The 18443-nt window shown below is 40.1% G+C and carries 16 protein-coding genes; 11 read left to right on the top strand and 5 right to left on the bottom strand.

Features of this window, described 5'->3' with window-relative positions:
* The first annotated feature begins 7 nt into the window (after nucleotides 1–7).
* Nucleotides 8–646 carry a hypothetical protein gene (locus NSU02_RS06570; protein ID WP_339194853.1) on the top strand — a complete coding sequence of 213 codons (639 nt, stop codon included), beginning with the start codon at nucleotides 8–10 and terminating at the stop codon, nucleotides 644–646.
* Between the two features lie 132 nt (nucleotides 647–778).
* On the opposite strand, the gene NSU02_RS06575 is transcribed toward NSU02_RS06570, so the two are convergent.
* Both NSU02_RS06575 and NSU02_RS06580 read right to left on the bottom strand, forming a co-directional pair.
* On the bottom strand, nucleotides 779–1072 hold the full coding sequence (locus NSU02_RS06575; protein ID WP_063386402.1) for a YxcD family protein: 294 nt from the start codon (nucleotides 1070–1072) through the stop codon (nucleotides 779–781).
* The gene (locus NSU02_RS06580; protein WP_063386401.1) at nucleotides 1060–1494 is read right to left on the bottom strand and encodes a hypothetical protein; all 435 of its coding nucleotides are present in this window, start codon (nucleotides 1492–1494) and stop codon (nucleotides 1060–1062) included. Before NSU02_RS06580 ends, NSU02_RS06575 begins: the two co-directional genes overlap by 13 nt.
* A 349-nt stretch (nucleotides 1495–1843) precedes the next feature.
* On the opposite strand from NSU02_RS06580, the gene cydD reads away from it, so the two are divergent.
* Together cydD and cydC are read left to right on the top strand one after the other, a co-directional pair.
* Entirely contained in the window at nucleotides 1844–3577 is a 1734-nt protein-coding gene (gene cydD, locus NSU02_RS06585) for a thiol reductant ABC exporter subunit CydD (RefSeq protein ID WP_339194857.1), read from the top strand.
* Nucleotides 3574–5295, top strand: coding sequence for a thiol reductant ABC exporter subunit CydC (gene cydC / locus NSU02_RS06590; RefSeq protein WP_339194860.1), 1722 nt, complete (start codon nucleotides 3574–3576; stop codon nucleotides 5293–5295). Before cydD ends, cydC begins: the two co-directional genes overlap by 4 nt.
* Nucleotides 5296–5480: 185 nt before the next feature.
* On the opposite strand, the gene NSU02_RS06595 is transcribed toward cydC, so the two are convergent.
* The 3 genes from NSU02_RS06595 to NSU02_RS06605 form a co-directional block, all read right to left on the bottom strand.
* On the bottom strand, nucleotides 5481–6500 hold the full coding sequence (locus tag NSU02_RS06595) for a cytochrome d ubiquinol oxidase subunit II (RefSeq protein WP_063386398.1): 1020 nt from the start codon (nucleotides 6498–6500) through the stop codon (nucleotides 5481–5483).
* Entirely contained in the window at nucleotides 6497–7837 is a 1341-nt protein-coding gene (locus tag NSU02_RS06600; RefSeq protein WP_144597509.1) for a cytochrome ubiquinol oxidase subunit I, read from the bottom strand. Before NSU02_RS06600 ends, NSU02_RS06595 begins: the two co-directional genes overlap by 4 nt.
* A 380-nt stretch (nucleotides 7838–8217) precedes the next feature.
* Complete coding sequence (locus NSU02_RS06605; RefSeq protein WP_311067088.1) at nucleotides 8218–8403, bottom strand: hypothetical protein; 186 nt, start codon at nucleotides 8401–8403, stop codon at nucleotides 8218–8220.
* A 163-nt stretch (nucleotides 8404–8566) separates the two neighbouring features.
* Here NSU02_RS06605 and NSU02_RS06610 point away from each other — a divergent pair, with 163 nt between their 5' ends.
* The 8 genes from NSU02_RS06610 (at nucleotide 8567) to htpG (ending at nucleotide 18248) form a co-directional block, all read left to right on the top strand.
* Nucleotides 8567–8863, top strand: a complete 297-nt coding sequence (locus tag NSU02_RS06610; protein WP_094245447.1) for a DUF3219 family protein — start codon at nucleotides 8567–8569, stop codon at nucleotides 8861–8863.
* 57 nt (nucleotides 8864–8920) lie between these two features.
* A complete protein-coding gene (locus NSU02_RS06615; protein WP_063386395.1) occupies nucleotides 8921–9901 on the top strand; it encodes an ATP-binding cassette domain-containing protein in 981 nt (326 codons plus the stop codon).
* Complete coding sequence (locus tag NSU02_RS06620; protein WP_094245449.1) at nucleotides 9891–10667, top strand: ABC-2 family transporter protein; 777 nt, start codon at nucleotides 9891–9893, stop codon at nucleotides 10665–10667. Before NSU02_RS06615 ends, NSU02_RS06620 begins: the two co-directional genes overlap by 11 nt.
* Before the next feature lies 1 nt (nucleotide 10668).
* Entirely contained in the window at nucleotides 10669–11457 is a 789-nt protein-coding gene (locus NSU02_RS06625; RefSeq protein WP_327863096.1) for an ABC-2 family transporter protein, read from the top strand.
* 402 nt (nucleotides 11458–11859) lie between these two features.
* The gene (gene fdhD, locus NSU02_RS06630; RefSeq protein ID WP_339194869.1) at nucleotides 11860–12648 is read left to right on the top strand and encodes a formate dehydrogenase accessory sulfurtransferase FdhD; all 789 of its coding nucleotides are present in this window, start codon (nucleotides 11860–11862) and stop codon (nucleotides 12646–12648) included.
* A gap of 12 nt (nucleotides 12649–12660) precedes the next feature.
* Complete coding sequence (fdhF, locus tag NSU02_RS06635; protein ID WP_094245451.1) at nucleotides 12661–15606, top strand: formate dehydrogenase subunit alpha; 2946 nt, start codon at nucleotides 12661–12663, stop codon at nucleotides 15604–15606.
* Nucleotides 15599–16069 carry a DUF1641 domain-containing protein gene (locus NSU02_RS06640; protein ID WP_063386390.1) on the top strand — a complete coding sequence of 157 codons (471 nt, stop codon included), beginning with the start codon at nucleotides 15599–15601 and terminating at the stop codon, nucleotides 16067–16069. Before fdhF ends, NSU02_RS06640 begins: the two co-directional genes overlap by 8 nt.
* 304 nt (nucleotides 16070–16373) lie before the next feature.
* Nucleotides 16374–18248, top strand: coding sequence for a molecular chaperone HtpG (gene htpG, locus NSU02_RS06645; protein WP_339194874.1), 1875 nt, complete (start codon nucleotides 16374–16376; stop codon nucleotides 18246–18248).
* Nucleotides 18249–18443: the final 195 nt, after the last annotated feature.

Here is an 18443-nt window from a genome sequence, read left to right on the forward strand (position 1 = left end):
GTTTAATATGATGGAAGAAGCGTTAAAATTAATATTATCAGAGCTAAAAGAAATGAAAGAAGGACAATCCCGTTTAGCAGTCGAACAACAAGGTGTAAAGGAACAGCTGAAAGAGCTAAAAGAAGGTCAGTCTCGTTTAGCAGTTGAGCAAAAAGATATGAAGAAGGAGCTGAAAGAGCTAAAAGAAGGTCAGTCTCGTTTAGCAGTTGAGCAAAAAGATATGAAGAAGGAGCTGAAAGAGCTAAAGGAAGGTCAGTCTCGTTTAGCAGTTGAGCAAAAAGGTATGAAGGAAGAGCTGAAAGAGCTAAAGGAAGGTCAGTCTCGTTTAGCAGTTGAGCAAAAAGATATGAAGGAAGAGCTGAAAGAACTAAAAGAAGGACAACACCGTTTGGCAGTCGAACAACAAGGTGTAAAAGAAGAGTTGAAAGAGCTAAAAGTAGGGATGAAAGAACTAAAAGAAGGACAATCCCGATTAGAAGTAAAAATGGAAAATATCGAACGAAAAATTACAGGAATCCCTAAAACTTATGAGAATTTAGAACAATTTGTAGCACGTCAGCAGCGTGTGATTGAGGAATTGTCAGCACGTTCAGTTGAATACGGGGTAGAGATTAAAGAGATTCATCGCATTTTAAAAAATCAATAAAATAGAGTTTTTTTAGATTCAGAGTGGATTTTAATTGGAAATATGAAAAAGCGCCGAAACATTTTTCATAATGTTCCAGCGCAATCCATAGTCAGCCGAATTTGTGCTGATTATTTTTTAAGGATTGTTCGTTTATCTTCCTTTGACGATGGCAATAATTCCTTCTTCATCATCCAACACAAGTTCAATCCCAGCGTACGGGTCTTCATTTAAAAATTCATCGAGCCAAAGACGCAGAGCTTCGATGATGTTTGCGGTAATAAGTACTTGCTTTCGGTCGTTTACATACGCTTCGGCAGAAAAGCCGTAATCGTCGTCATACATCAGCTCCACTACAACTTCTTCCGGCTTTATTTGTTTTTTTCGGGAAATGTACACGCAGATGGCGTTAATAATATCTTGCTCCGGAATAATCAGCTTTTCCATGGATTTGCAGCCTCTTTTTCTTTTTTATGTTTGATCAGGACGAAAATTTTGCGAATGATCGAGATGAGAATAACGATTGCCAGCAAATTAATGAATAAACCTAAAATTGAACCGAATATACCCATGTTTGCTAGCAGTCCGCCAAATAATAATCCGGCAAGCCCTCCTAACATTAGGCCTTTGAAAAATCCTCCTGATGAGAGTGTGCCTTTGGAGCCGGCAGATTGATTTTTTGGAGTGTTTGCCTTTTTATCTTGGAAATTCGAACTGTTCGTTGTAGTATTTTTATTCAAATTGAAGCTTTTTTTCCCTGATTTGTATGACTTCGCCTCTACTATCGTTGGATGATCTTGAAAAACAACATTTCCAACAGGTGAAAAAATAAGCGCGAAAGTAAACAAAGCTGCTAATAATTTTTTCAATTTCGACTTCCCCCTGTATGAAAGTATTCGTATTTTTTTTGAACTTAGCTTCAATGTTATATACGATAGAAAATCAAATTAGTTTCACGATTTGATATCTTTCTATAATAAACGAATAAAAATTTTTCTTTCATCTAAGCATGTTATTCAACAATTACAAAGTTGTAAACAAGGAATAGAAGACTTTTAAAAAATGGTGAGGCCGTTGTTTTACTTGAATATATTTTATCATGTATACTTGTTTGAAAGTATTTGCGAACTGTAAAACGTTTGGACTGCCATGTTAAAAGAGTTTTTTCAAGTTTCATCAAACGTATCTATGGACGTGTTTTTTTGGAGGCATGAAAGGATGGTTCAGCTAAAAAAATTGGCTTTTAAGCAGAAAACAAAATTGATGTTGCTAATCGTGCTTGCTTTAATCTCTGGTGCTGCCATTATTGGACAAGCTTATTTTTTTGCGGCGATTGTCGATCGCGTTTTTTTACAGAAACAGTCTTTTGCTGATGTTTTCCAGTTGCTTTTAGGTTTGTTCATTGTTCTTTTGGCCAGAACTGCATCCCATTATTTCAGCGGTTTAACAGGAATTAAAATAGCGTCCAAAGTGAAAAAAGATCTTCGCCAATCTTTATTAAATAAATTTTCAAGCAACCCGCTGCAAGTATCGCTGCAAGGGAAAACAGGACAAAAAGCAAGTGTATTGCTGGATGCGGTAGATGAAATCGACAGCTACTTTAGCATTTATATTCCAAAGGCAGTTCAAACGTCGATCATACCTCTTCTCATTCTTTTCGTTGTGTTTGCTAGCCATCCATTTACTGGATTAATCATGGTGATCACAGCGCCATTTATACCGATATTCATGATCATCATTGGCTACAAAACGAAAAAGAAATCGGAGGAGCAAATGGAGAAAATGACCGCTTTATCGGGACATTTTCTTGACACTTTGCAAGGGCTGACAACCCTTAAGCTGTTCAACCGTGCGAAACAGCAGAAAGAAGCGATCAGAAAAAGCAGCCATGGCTTTCGTGATGCGACGATGGAAGTATTGAAAATTGCTTTTACCTCTTCTTTTATACTGGAGTTCATTTCCATGCTTAGTATGGGATTGATTGCCCTTGATGTGGCGATTCGCTTAATTATTTTTCAAAACATTTCTTTTTTTACCGCGTTTTTTATGCTGATTCTAGCTCCTGAGTTTTATAATGCACTGAAAGATTTAGGAAGCGCCTTTCATGCAGGCAGGGGAAGTATGGGGGCGGCAAGAAAGATTGAAGAGGAGCTAAACGCAATCGGAAAGCCAGTAAAATGGGGGAAGGCAGTTTTGCCAAAAGGTGAAGGACCGCCGACCATTCGTATAGAAGAAGCGGGATTTCGTTACGAGGGAGATAGGTTTGCCTTAAAAAATATAAATGCTGAAATCCGCCCGTTTGAGCAAGTGGCAATTGTCGGAAAGAGCGGCGCTGGGAAATCGACTTTATTACATGTGATTGCAGGTCTTGTTCCGCTTACTGAAGGGGAAATTTATGTGAACGGAATTCGGCGGTCTGATTTGAACGAAAAGAGCTGGTTCAATGAAATCAGCTATATTTCGCAAAATCCGTATCTTTTTTCTGGAACGATTGCGGAAAATATCGCTTTGGGAGGAAAACTCGATGCAACGAAAGAGGAAATCGAACAAGCAGCCGAAAAGGCAGGAATTTTAAAGCTTGTCCAATCACTTGAAAATGGTTTTGATACACCTATTGGAGAAGGAGGAAGGGGAATTTCCGGAGGAGAAAAACAACGAATTGCACTGGCACGAGCGTTTTTGAAAAAACCATCCATTATATTGTTTGATGAGCCGACGACTGGACTGGATCTTCAAACAGAACAAATTTTGCAGGATTCCATAAAGGAATTAGCTCAATCTTCCACCGTTATTACCGTCGCTCATCGGCTTCATACTATTATAAATGCGGATAAAATTCTTTTTTTGGAAAATGGAGAACTCATCGCATCCGGAACACATAAAGAATTGCTGGAATCAGTTGAAGCGTACAGGAAAATGACAACGCTCCAACAGGGAGGCATGGCAAAATGAAAGATTTGCTTTTTATTACAAAGCTGACATTAACAGAAAAGAAAGATCTTTTTTTGTCCATTCTCTTCGGATTTATAACAGGAATCGCGACAGTGAGTTTGTTTGCTTCAAGCGGCTATTTGATTTCTAAAGCAGCTCTTGCACCGCCAATTTACACGCTGACTGTTTTCATAGCGTGTATAAAACTGTTAGGGTTTATCAGTGCAGGCAGCCGTTACGGGGAGCGTTATTTTTCTCATCGCGCCACATTCAATATATTAAGCCGGTTGCGAGTTTCTTTTTTTGAAAAGCTGGAGTCATTGGTGCCCGCGATTTTTCTTAAATATCGGAGCGGAGATCTCCTCTCCAGAATTGTCGGCGATGTGGAAACGCTGCAAAACTTCTTTTTGCGTGTTTTTTATCCGCCGATCGTATCCACTCTCATATTTTTATGGACCATTTTTTTCACTTCGTTCTTTTCCTTTTATATTGCCTTGGTGTTATGTATCGGTTTGATTTTCACCACTGTCCTAATTCCGGCTTACTTTGCTTTCAGACTAAAAAAAGTAGAGCGTCATGTTCGGCAAAGCCGCGGGAATTTATCGACAGAAGTGACGGAGTTTTTTTATGGGTTTCGCGATTTAAAAATTTATCAACAGCTTGAGCATAAACAAGAGAAGCTTACCCAACGCTCCGATGCTTATTTGAAAGAACAGGAACGTGAAGCAATCCATAACCTCTTCAGTCAATCTGTCAATACGTTTGTATCTTTAATTGTCTCTTGGATTATTCTTTTGCTTGGCGTCTATTTCGTTGCAGGCGGTCAATTAGATGGTATTTTTCTTGCCATGCTTGTAATGATTTCATTAACTGTTTTTGAACATGCGGCACCGATGGCTGCTTTTCCAAGTTATTTAGAGGACAGCCGTCAAGCTGCTGCAAGACTATCAGACGCCACGCATCAAGACTCTTCTGTAAAAACGTCTGATGAGAAAGAAATGAAGGAGCTTCCCGGTCAACAAGCTCCATCAATTGTCATGGAGAATGTCACCTTTCATTTATTTGGTGAAATTTTAAAAAATGTTTCAATTACATTTCCGGCAGGATCGAAAACAGCCATTGTCGGACCTAGTGGTTCGGGCAAATCGACCTTGCTGGCCCTTTTATTAAAAATTTATAAAAACTTTCAAGGGGTGATTCGGATCAACGGCATCCCGATCGATCAATTAGATGACGATAGCCTTTGGAAAAATGCGAACGTTATTTTGCAGGACAACCACTTTTTCTACGGTACCGTTCGCGATAACCTAATGATTGCTAAAGATGCAGTGCTTGACGAAGATTTGGAAGATGTGCTGAAAAAGGTGAAGCTTGACTATCTTTCTTTGGCAGATCCGTTGTTAGAAAGAGGAGGAAATTTATCGGGCGGGGAAAAGCAAAGACTGGCGATCGCCAGGGTATTGTTGAAAAAAGCTCCGCTATGGATACTTGATGAACCGACATCATTTTTGGATGCTTTAACGGAAAAGTCTATTTATCATCATCTGTTTGAAGCTGCTAAAAATGATACTGTCATCCTTGTCAGTCATCGTCTGGCCGGTCTGGAAAACATGGATCAAATTATCGTTATGGATGAAGGAGCTATTGTAGAAGCGGGAACCTACAAAGAATTGATGAACAAAAAAGGATACTTTTATCAAATGAAGCAAATTGAACAAAGTGTCTTTACAGCAAATTAAAGAAAGCCGACATGGAGCAAACTGTCGGCTTTTTTTCGATTGATTTCTAAGCTTGCTTCAATTTTTATCCTCTTTTGGATATGAGCTCATCTTTCACTGCTGTCCAAAATGATAAAGCTGCAGCAGCGAATAGCACGAGAAAGGGGGCAAACGTAATTAAAAAAGTCTTCATCGTTCCACACTCCTTATTTTGCGTTTTGCCCTTTCACATAATCTTTATCGAACAGAAACAGTTTTATTAGTAAATAAAGGGAAGGGAGCAAAAGGGCTAATCCTAAAATAAAAACGATGATCAGGGAAATGGCCATAGCTTCGTTTGTAAAACTGTCATAAATGGACAAATATGGATAAAGCAAGTACGGATAATGGGAGATTCCATATCCAAAGAAAGCTAACAGAAATTGACCTACTAACAATCCGAATGCCAATCCATAATTTTTTCTTTTCCAAATGAGCCAGACAGTCCCGACATATAAAAGAAACGATAAAGCGAACATCCACCATAAATTAAGGATGCGTTCAAAATGCTCTTGGTTGTGATAGCTCAGTTCATAAATGATGCCGCAAGCTGTTATGATTAAAGGAAATGCCCAGAAAAGAGCATATTTTCTCATTAAATTCGTTGCGTCTGTATCACCAGTTTGATTCGCGTACCATGTAAGAAAAACAGCTGAAATATAAAGGACGGCCGTAATACTTAAAACGACGATGCTCCAAGATAATGGGCTTTTAAATAATGCTACGTAGTTTAAAACTGGATGCTCATCCACCATCGAGACAAATCCGCCTTCAGAAATGGCTAAGACGACAGATAATGATGCAGGGATCAATAATCCAGACAATCCATACATAAAGGCATACCCTTTATGCCCTTTTGATGAATACGTTTCAAATGCGTAATAAGACCCGCGAATGGCAAGCAAAATAATCGCAATGCTTCCCGGAACAAGGAGAGTTGTCCCATAATAAAATGCGGTTTTTGGGAAAAAACCGACAATCCCAACAAAGAAGAAAACGAAAAATACATTGGTTACCTCCCAAACTGGAGACAGGTAGCGTTGAATAATTTTGGACAATATATGCTGCTTGCCACTCAAAATGCTGTAAGCATTAAAGAATCCAGCGCCGTAATCAATGGATCCAACGATCACATAGCCGAACAAAAAGATCCAAAGGACGGATATCCCAATAATCTCCAAGCTCATGACTGCTCACCGCCTAATCGATTTTCAAGCTCTCTTTCCACCGGATTATTTTTAAACAACCGGCGAAGAATCACAATCGTGCCGATTCCTAAAATCAAATACAAAATGGCAAAAAGAATGAGCATAAGACCTACATGGCCGCTTGAAGTTGCTGCTTCACCCGTTGTCATAATTCCGCGAAGGATCCAAGGCTGACGGCCAAATTCAGTCAACCACCAGCCAGCCTCAATCGCGATAAAAGATAGAGGCCCTCCGAGCACAATGAGCATGCGGAACCATTTTTGGTTGATGAAAGCCCATCCGCGCTTCACTCCAATCCAATAGATAAGTGCTAATAAAATCATGAAAACGCCAATGGCTACCATAATATCAAAAAAATAATGAATATAAAGCGGAGGAGATTCAAAATTTGAAAATTGGTCTAGTCCGATAACTTCTGCATTTGGATCTCCATGCGCCAAAATACTGAGCAAATATGGGAATTTAAGTGCATATTTAATGTTTTGTTCGTCATCTAAAATACCAAACATGACTAGAGGAGCATTTCCTTCTGTTTCAAAATGCCATTCCGCAGCCGCCAATTTCTCTGGCTGGTACTCAGCTAAATATTTGCCGGAAAAATCTCCGATAACAGCTGTTGCAATGGAGAAAATCAGTCCTATTTTCATAGTTAAAAACAAGGCTTTTTTATGATAAACATGGTTGGAGCCTTTTAATAATTGGCATGCTGCAATAGATGCCAGCGTAAAGGCGGCTGTCATAAAGGCGGTTGCGACTACGTGTGCGACTTTTGTCGGCATGGCCGGGTTAAAAATCGCACCCAGCGGATTGACATTGATGAGTTCACCATTTACAATGTCAAACCCTTGCGGCGCATTCATAAAAGAGTTGACGATGGTAATAAAAAAGGCAGAAAAGGCGGCGCCAAGGGAGACAGGAATCAGAAAGAGCAGGTGCTTCCGCTGATTTTTAAATCGTTCCCAAGTGTACATATAAATTCCGAGAAAGATTGCTTCAAAGAAAAAAGCAAATACTTCCATAAAAAGTGGCAATGCGATCACATTTCCGGCAAGTTCCATAAAATTCGGCCAGAGCAATGACAGCTGGAGTCCAATCGCAGTTCCTGTTACAACGCCGACAGCTACGGTGATGACATACCCCCGCGCCCAACGTCTAGCCATTAAAAGATAATGTTCGTCATTTTTTTTGATCCCAACCCACTGGGCAATCATGATCATCAACGGAACGCCTACCCCAATGGTTGCGTAAATAGCGTGAAAAGAAAGTGTAAGGATAGTCAGCATTCGACTGCTGAATACGGGGTCTTCAAATAACAATTTTATTTCCTCCTTTTGAATGGGATAAATCTTTGAAACCGGTCATGAGTATATGATCAGGATGAACCAATACAATATGATTTCATTTTACTTTATAAAAATGTGCTTTTTGTCAATTCTCTTTGACAAATGTATATAGAGAGAATGAACAATATGTGAACATTGGCTATTTTGCTTAGTTTATACCATATTATAGCATTTTAAGCAGCCTGTACCATCTGCAAAATCTGAAAAAATCAGCATTGCTCAACATAATGTTTGTACAAATATTTAAAGAATATACATGATTTTCAAATAACATCGGGTCATGTGCCGGGTTCATAAAATATAGGGTTAAGTCCTGTGAAAAAAAATCCATGTTTTCCCTAGCTTTAAAAAGCCTAAAAGCAGCCAATAAGATTCTGTTTATGTTTGGCTGCGAAATTGGCAGAACGTTTGAATCCGTAATCGAACGGATTGTTGCTGCCGCCTCTAAATGTATATTTTTTTGGCAAGCAAAAATACGGCTGCAGTTCATCTTGACTATATAAAATCAAAAATGTTACATAGTCCGTTCTAAATCGCACGGTTTTTTAGCTCCAGTTCATCCAGGCTAAATAGAGTCAAAAAAATGACAGCTTCGAATTTGTGTTGTATATTCATAAGCATGCTAGTTTGTGGGCAGTTTGTGGGCAGGAAGCATTCGTGCTATGATTTTTTGTAAACAGCTGCCAAGGAGGGATGGATCGTATGGTGAAGAAAGTAATATTGAATGGTGTAGAGATACAAGTTGAGGAGTATGAAGAGGAAGTGGTTCATCAACCAAACGGTGAGCCATTACATAAAATTCGTTTTGCTTTTAAGGTGAGAAGCGATGAATATCATGATATTACGACGCTGCTGTATCAGCAAACGTTTGATGTGTCAGTTCCTGAAAGAGACCTGAACTTTAGGGGGACGATACAAAATTATTCCACTTCTGTGACGAATTTGTACAAAAAAAATCAGGTTGGTGATTTTCGATTAGAATTAATTGAGACGATTTAACAATGATTGTTTCAATGGCGTAATCCCATGGTGTTCGAAGAAACAGAGGGAGGCACTATGTCAATTCAAGTAGAGCATTTGTACAAGCAATTTCGAGTTCACGTTCGGCAAGCAGGGTGGACGGGGGCTGTACGCAGTTTGTTTAAGAGGGAAATTCGTACTGTGGAAGCGGTGCGAGACATTTCATTTACCATTCCTTCGGGAGAAATTGTCGCATTTTTAGGGCCGAACGGAGCGGGGAAAACAACGACAATTAAAATGCTGGCCGGTTTGCTTTATCCAAGCTCCGGGAGCATTCAAGTTGCCGGATATGTACCGTTTGAACAAAAAGCGGAATTTAAGAAGATCATGAGTTTAGTCATGGGACAGAAAAGCCAGCTCATATGGGATATTCCGCCGATGGAAACGTTTCTCGTCAATAAAGCGATATACGAAATAGAAGACCGTGCGTTTCGGCAAACGTTGGATGAGCTTGTCGAGTTGCTCGAGTTAGAAGAGCTCTTGACGAAACCAACGCGGAGTTTGTCTCTCGGACAGCGGATGAAATGCGAATTAGCAGCCGCGCTTTTGCATCGGCCGAAGGTTTTATTTTTGGATGAACCGACGATCGGCTTGGATGTCCATACGCAGGAAAAAGTCCGCCGCTTTATAGGACAATATAACCGCGAGCACCGAACGACAGTATTGTTGACATCGCATTACATGGGCGATGTGACAGCGCTGTGCGATCGGGTGCTCATTATTAATCATGGGAAGCTGTTGTATGATGGTGAATTGGACATGTTGACGGAAAAATTGACGCCGTATAAATTGCTAGAGGTTCAGCTTTCGTCCATTCCCGATATTTCATGGGATGCATACGGCGAATTAGTCGATGCAAAAGAGGGTAAAGTAACGCTTCGTGTGCCGAGGGAACGCATTCACGAGGTATCCTCCCGATTTTTGCAGCTGTTTGATGTTCGCGATTTAAATATAGAAGACCCGCCGATGGAAGAAGTGATAACGCTCGCGTTTCAGGAGGATGCACATGTTTCGTAAATACTCTGTTCTCCTTCGCATGAAATATGTGGAGATGTTTGCCTACCGGCTGGCGACGATCGTGTGGATGACAGGAGCCATGGTTCAGCCGCTGATCACGATGATGGTCTGGATGAATATTGATCCTGATCAGGAGAATGCGTTTATTTTTTACTTTGCGGCATTGATTTTTGTTGAACGCATGACAAGCGCTTGGGACGTTTGGGAATTGGAGCGGGAAATAAGGGAGGGAACCTTTTCTTATCAAATTGTCCGTCCGTTTCACCCGATACATTGGGCCATTGCTGAAAATATTGTGTATAAAGCGTTATTTTTAGTCATTTTAATTCCGGCATGGGGCCTCTTGGCGGTCTTTATTCCGGCGCTGCGGCTGGATCAAATAAGTGCGGCGCAGTGGCTGTTATTCTTTTGTGCGCTTTTATTGGCAGCGGTCATTCGTTTTTTATTCAGCTACACATTTGGTCTGTTAGGTTTTTGGGTGACAAAAGTGACGGCTTTGTACGGCATGTTTGAAGCGGTGTCTCTCTTTTTGTCGGGCCGCATTGCACCGATGTCGCTCCTGCCGCCGTTTTTGAAAACGATCAGCTTTTATTTGCCTTTTCGATATATGGTCGGGTTTCCAATCGAAATTTTGACCGGAAGCGTCCAAGGGATGGATATTGTGTACGGATTTGGATGGGCTGCAGTTTGGTGCATGTTTTTTATGCTTGCAGTATTGTTGCTTTGGAAGGCTGGTCTAAGGAAAAACCAAGCTGTGGGGGGATAATGTGAAAAGACATTGGCGCATTTTTTGTGAATTTTTTCGGACTTGTTTAGTGGAGGAGCTCGAATATCGCAGCGAATTTTTAGGGAATTTCCTGTCGAGTTTGTTTGGCATTGGGATGGCTATTTTGACAATTCAAATATTTTTTTATCAAACAGATAACCTCGGCGGTTGGAAATATGCGGATGTTCTGCTGCTTCTTGGTATATTCAATACGCTGCAAGGATTGATTGATTTTGCCCTGCGGCCCAACATGTCCCGTCTGCTGCAGCATATTCGCATGGGGACGTTTGATTATGTATTGACAAAGCCGGTCGACAGCATGTTTTATGTCAGCTTCCGCCATTTAGTGTTTTGGCGCTTAATTGATGTGCTTCTTGGCATCGGCTTGATAATCTATGCGTTAATACAAAAACATTATATGCCGACAATAATGGATGCAGTGATGTTTTTCATTAGTATCGGATCTTCGCTTGTCCTGATTTACGCGCTGTGGATGATGCTGATGACCACCTCCTTTTGGGTTATTCGTATCGATGATCTATCGTTTGTTTTTAATTCATTTTTTGAAACAACACGGTTCCCAATCGGAATGTATAGAGGCTGGCTTCGCATCGTGCTCACATACATTTTGCCAGCTGCCTTTATTACAAGCACGCCGGCGTTGTCTTTGCTTGGAAAATGGAACGGGATGACAACAATCCTATCCGTTGTACTTGCCGGGCTGTTCTTATGGATATCGCGCCGGTTCTGGCGGTATGCGCTCCGATCGTACACAAGTGCAAGCAGTTAAATATTCCGTGCATTGAAAAATGGCAGCAGAGAATGTGAAAAATTTGCTAATAATTTCAAACGGTAGATGTTGGTTAAGGAATGACCGAATAGCTTATTAGATGGATAGATGAAAAAGCAGAGGGGTTACAGTTTTTCAGTTGCTTTTCCCCAGCTGTTTGGCACGATAAAAGACAATGATCAATGGATGATTTTTTCGAACAAGCAGTCTGCCAAAATCAGTCGATGTCGCTTGAAAGATATATATTTCTCCCCTCATTTTTCCCAGCCTGACCTCGCTTAGGTTTTCCAGTGAAACAGTTTCCTTGTATGGACAAATAGAGAAAAAAAGAAGAAAAGGATTTTTTCTGCTTCTGTCGAATATTTTATTTTAGAGGTGTGATTAAAAAGGAAGGTTCCCATTATGGAAAAAGAAATTATTTGTAAAAGAGAAATAATCAAAATTGATCATCAAAACAAGAAAGTGGTGATAGATGAAATTGCGATAGAGTATCCGTTAACAATTTTTGTGGACAATGAGGAATTCGCCACATTAGTATGCTCGCCGTCCCATGTAGAGGAGCTTGTATTGGGCTTTTTAGCTTCAGAAGGGATAATCCGCATAAAAGCAGATGTGAAAGCGCTTCAAATTGATGAGGATAAGGGGTTTGCCTATGTTCATTTGCATCAGCCGATAGGGGATAAGAAAGAGTTTGTTTCCAAACGCTTTATCGGCTCCTGCTGCGGAAAAAGCCGACAGTTTTATTTTTATAATGATGTGAAAACAGCGAAAACAATTTTGAGCAGCATGACGATTTCTGCCGCACAATGCTTTCAGTTAATGGAAATGTTACATGAAGCTTCATCGGCTTTTAAGCGTACTGGAGGCATTCATCATGCGGCATTATGTTCAAAAGAGGGATTGATTAAGACATTTTCTGACATTGGACGACATAATGCTTTAGATAAATTATATGGCTTCTGTCTAAACGAAAGCATTTCTTTAAATGATAAAATAATCGCTTTCAGCGGGCGGATTTCCTCAGAGGTGGTGCTGAAGGTTTCGAAAATTGGATGCGGTATACTTCTATCAAAATCGGCTCCAACAAATTTGGCACTTCAATTGGCAGAAGATTTAAACATTACAACTGTTGGGTTTATACGGGAAAATAAAATGAACATTTATACACATAGCAACAGAATAACAAAATAACAGGGGGAACGTATCGTGGGAAATGTAACGATTACGGTCAACGGGGGAGAAATAACCGCAAGGGAAAATCAATATCTTCTGCAGGCTTTGCTCGAACATGAAATGGATGTACCGCACGTTTGTTATCATGAAAGCTTGGGCGCAATTCAAACATGTGATACTTGTATGGTGGAAGTGAACGGGGAGCTTGTACGAGCCTGCAGCTACAAAGTCCAAGAAGGACTCGTTGTTGAAACAGAGACTTCTAAAGTAAAAGAATCTCAAAAATTAGCGATGGATCAAATTTTAAAAAATCATGAATTATATTGCACAGTTTGCGATAAAAACAATGGAGATTGTACAATTCATAATACGGTTAAAGCTTTAGGCATTGAACATCAAAGCATTCCGTTCCAACCAAAACCGTATGAAGTGGATTATTCAGGATCATTTTATCGATATGACCCAAATCAATGCATATTATGCGGACGCTGTGTAGAGGTGTGCCAAGATGTTCAAGTAAATGAAACATTGACGATTGATTGGAGCAGAGAGCAGCCTCGTGTGATCTGGGACAACGATGTGCCGATTGATCAGTCCAGCTGCGTAAATTGCGGCCAATGTGTAACTGTATGTCCGTGCAATGCCTTAATGGAAAAATCAATGTTAGGGGAAGCCGGCTTTTTAACAAATGTAGAACCTGGTACATTACGATCGATGATTAATTTGACGAAGGAAGTGGAAACAGGATACGGTTCGCTAATGGCCATCTCAGATACAGAAGCTGAGCTGCGCAAGGAAAGGATCAAGAAAACGAAAACAGTTTGCACATACTGCGGAGTTGGCTGTTCATTTTATATATGGACAAAAGACAGAAAAGTTTTAAAAGTTGAACCAACACCGGAATCGCCGGCAAACGGAATTTCCACTTGTGTAAAAGGGAAGTTCGGCTGGGATTATGTCAATAGTGAAGAACGGCTGACAAAACCGTTGATCCGGGAAGGCGACCATTTTAAAGAAGTTGAATGGGATGAGGCGATTCGATATGTTGCAAAACGGTTTAAAGAAATAAAAGATGCACATGGCCCTGATGCTTTAGGATTTATAGCTTCTTCCAAAGCAACGAATGAAGAATCGTATTTACTGCAAAAATTTGCCCGTCAAGTGATAGGAACGAATAATGTTGATAATTGCTCAAGATATTGTCAATCTCCAGCAACGGTTGGACTATTTCGTACTGTCGGCTATGGCGGTGATTCAGGATCTTTTTCTGACATAGCTTCCTCTGATCTTGTCATCATTATTGGCGCCAATACAGGGGAATCGCATCCGGTTTTGGCATCAAAAATCAAACGAGCGCAAAAACTTTATGGACAAAAGCTGCTCGTGTTTGACTTAAGAAAGCATGAAATGGCGGAGCGGGCCGATATGTTTATCAGGCCAAAGCCGGGAACGGATCTTGTTTGGCTGTCAGCTGTAACGAAATACATCATTGACCAAAATTGGCATGATGAAGAGTTTATCAAAGAACGAGTGAACGGCTTTGAACAATATAAAAGTAGCTTAGAGCCGTTTACGTTGGAATATGCGGAAGAAGTGACGGGAATTTCCAAGGACACGCTGATCAAGGTTGCTGAAACGATTCATCAATCTAAAACAATGGTCATTTGCTGGGCGATGGGAGTCACTCAACAGCAGCGCGGAAGTGATACGAGTACTGCCATTTCCAATTTGTTATTAGTGACAGGCAATTACGGCAAACCGGGCACTGGAGCCTATCCGCTGCGCGGCCATAACAATGTTCAAGGGTGCAGCGACTTTGGAAGCATGCCGAACTTTTTCCCGGGATATGAAAAGGTAGCGGATGAAAAAGTCCGCAGCCGTTATGAAAAAGCTTGGGGCGTGACATTGCCTAAAAATCCGGGAAAAGACAATCATCAAATGGTTAAAGCGATTCATGAAGGCGCTCTGAAGGCATTATATGTGACTGGCGAAGATATGGGGATTGTCGATGCCAATATCAATCAAGTCGGCGCCGCTTTTGAAAAGCTGGAATTTTTCGTTGTGCAGGACTTATTTTTAACAAAAACGGCCCAATATGCAGATGTTGTGCTGCCGGCCAGTCCAAGCTTAGAAAAAGAAGGAACTTTTACCAATACAGAACGCCGGATTCAGCGATTGTATGAAGCATTGCCGCCTCTTGGAGATTCGAAGCCTGATTGGCAAATTTATTGTATGCTGGCGAAAGCGCTGGGCTTCAATTGGGATTATCAGCACCCTGGAGAAATTATGGAAGAAGCGGCGTCGCTCGCACCGCTTTTTGCCGGTGTTTCCTATGACCGTTTAGAAGGATTTTCAAGCTTGCAATGGCCTGTTGAGAAAGATGGAACCGACTCGCCGCTTCTTTATGAAGATCAATTCCCGTTTGCCGATGGAAAGGCACAGCTTTATCCGCTTCAAGTCGATTATTTATATGATGTAGATGAAGAGTATGATCTTCACGTGAACAACGGGCGCTTGCTAGAACATTTCCATGAAGGGAACATGACGTATAAATCACAAGGAATCAGCCGGAAAACCCCGAACGCTTTTATAGAAATTTCGAAAGAATTGGCTGAAGAACGCCGTATTCAAGAAGGAGCCATTGTCAAGCTTATTTCCAAATACGGCTCTGTAAAAGGCCCTGTTCACATAACGGATCGCGTGCAAAAGCATGAAATCTTTATCCCATTGAATGATACGGGCGAATTGGCTATTAATCGTTTAACAGGCAATCATGCTGACCGCGATACGAACACACCGGCATATAAAGAAATTGCCGTAAAAATGGTCGTATTGAAGGAAAAAGGAGACTCCCCAATTCGTCCAAACAACCATCGAAACGGAAAAAGAAATCCGCAAATTGGGGTCAAAGTAGAGAAGAAATGGGAGCGCAGCGACTACACGTTTCCCGGAAGCAAGGTGAAAATACATGGCTAAACCAATTACAACCATCAAAAAAATCGAAGTGTCACAAGAAGAAAAAAGAAAGCAAAATTTATTAGAAATCGAGCAAGCGTTAGCAGACAATAAAGAGGCAGTTTTAGAAGGCATAGCATGTTTACGGAAGCTTCACGATGCAGGTGTTCTGGAAATCGCCAATGCCCTTTTAGCGCGGAAAGATCAAGTACTAGAAAACGTGGTTAAGGAAGTCAGCAGAAAACCGAACATTGATGTTTTAAAAAATATCGTCAATCTGTTGATGCTGCTGGGAACAATCGATCTCGAAAAGCTGCAGGTAATGACGACAAGAATGAATGCTGGAATACAAGAAGCTGCGGCAAGCGTCAATAAAGAAGAAACAACTTCTTTTTTCCAATTGCTATCGGCTTTAAAAGATCCTGACATCAACCGATCGATTACTATGCTTCTTCATTTTTTAAGAGGAATGGGGAAATCTTAAAGGATTGGCAATAAAAGTGAAGCTTGAAAGTTGCGAGGGAATGCTTTTGTGCTGAAAAACATCCTGATTGGTAAAGAAATTTGCAACCATTATGTGGAAAGACAAAGCCCTTCTCATTCGAAAACGACTGTTGCCTATCGTTCGTAAAGAAAAACTCAAGAAAAGTGCAAAGCGGTCAATCATTCGGAGTTGACATAAAATTAAATATTTGTTATTAAAAAAATGATGATTAGCACTCGATTGATTAGAGTGCTAATTTTTATCTTAATTTTGCACATACGCTTTTTAGAAAGGAGAGGCGGTCATGGAAAAAAAAGAGTTTCAAGCCGAGTCGAAAAGGTTATTAGAAATGATGATCAACTCCATTTATACAAAAAAGGAAGTTTTTTTGAGAGAGTTAATTTCAAATGCAAGCGATGCGATTGATAAAATTTATTACAAAGCACTGACTGATGATTCGTTAACCTTTCAAAAGGATCAATACTACATAAAAGTTATTCCAAATAAAGAAAAGCGGACGCTCACAATCGTTGATACAGGCATAGGCATGACAAAAGAGGAATTGGAAGAAAATCTTGGTACGATTGCAAAGAGCGGGTCGCTCGCCTTTAAAAAAGAAAACGAATTAAAAGACGGCTATGACATTATTGGACAGTTCGGCGTTGGCTTTTATGCCGCCTTTATGGTAGCGGATGTTGTCACTGTCATCAGTAAAGCGCTGGGCAGCGATCAAGCATATAAATGGGAATCAAAAGGCGCTGATGGTTTTACAATCGAACCATATGAGAAGAAAGAGGTCGGAACGGAGATCATACTAAAAATCAAAGAGAATACTGAAGATGACAACTATGACGAATTTCTTGACGAATATCGGTTAAAACAAATCATTAAAAAATATTCCGACTTCATCCGCTATCCGATCAAAATGGATGTCAAAGTACAAAAACCGAAAAATGAGAACGAGAACGAATTTGAAGAGGTTGTTGAAGAACAAACAATCAACAGCATGGTTCCGATTTGGCGGAAAAATAAAAGTGAACTGACAGATGAAGATTATGAAAACTTTTATGCCGAAAAGCATTATGGCTTTGATAAACCGTTAAAACATATTCATATTAGCGTAGATGGTACGGTTCGCTATCAGGCGATTTTATATATTCCGGAAAAAACGCCATTTAATTACTATACAGCAGAATATGAAAAAGGGCTTGAACTGTATTCCAACGGCGTGTTAATTATGAACAAGTGCCCGGATTTACTGCCTGACTACTTCAGCTTCGTTAAAGGAATGGTTGATTCTGAGGACCTATCGTTAAATATTTCAAGAGAGATGCTCCAGCATGACAAGCAATTGAAAATCATTGCGAAAAACATTCAAAACAAAATTAAACGCGAACTAGAAAACCTATTAAAAAATGAAAGAGAAAAATATGAAAAGTTTTATGAAGCATTTGGCAGACAATTAAAGTATGGCGTTTACAGCGATTTCGGCGCAAATAAAGAAACATTGCAAGACTTGCTTATGTTCTACTCTTCAAAGGAGAAAAAACTTGTCACCTTACAAGAATATGTATCAAGAATGCCTGAGGAGCAAAAATATATTTATTATGCAACGGGCGATTCGTATGAACGAATTGAAAAGCTGCCGCAAACTGAGCTGGTTGCAGATAAAGGCTATGAAATTTTGTATTTGACAGAGGATATCGATGAATTTGCGATCAAAATGTTAATGACATATAAAGAGAAAGAATTTAAATCAGTCTCCAGCGGCGACTTAGGAATTAGCGAAGAAGAAAACAAAAAAGAAACTGAAAAAGAACATAAAGAGCTGTTCGAACAAATGAAAAGCATTTTGGGTGATAAAGTAAAGGATGTGCGAGCATCAAAACGGTTAAAAACACATCCTGTTTGTTTATCAACAGACGGCGAAATCACTATTGAAATGGAAAAAGTGTTAAATGCTATGCCGAACAGCCAAAACATTAAAGCGGAGAAAGTGCTTGAAATTAATACAGATCACGAAGTCTTTCAAACGCTAAAAGCAGCGTATGAAAACGATCAAGAGAAGCTGAAGCTGTTCACAAACATTTTATATAATCAGGCTTTGCTAATTGAAGGCCTGCCAGTCCAAGATCCTGTTGAGTTTACAAATGACATTTGTAAAATTATGGTTTCTTAAAAATCCAGGGCACATCTAGCGATTTGTCAAAGCTTGAACAATTTGCAGAGTTCAGCGCCACAACCGGAAAAACTTAGCTGGCTGAAAGGTGCACGATTTATAGATAAAGAAGCACAAAGAACCGATTGACTGATGCAAAAGAGCAGCAAGGCAGCAGCGGATGAATTTCGCAGATATGAAAATGAATGCTTGTTT

Origin of the sequence: Aeribacillus sp. FSL W8-0870 (assembly GCF_037963755.1) — a bacterium.
GTDB classification, from domain to species: domain Bacteria; phylum Bacillota; class Bacilli; order Bacillales; family Aeribacillaceae; genus Aeribacillus; species Aeribacillus composti.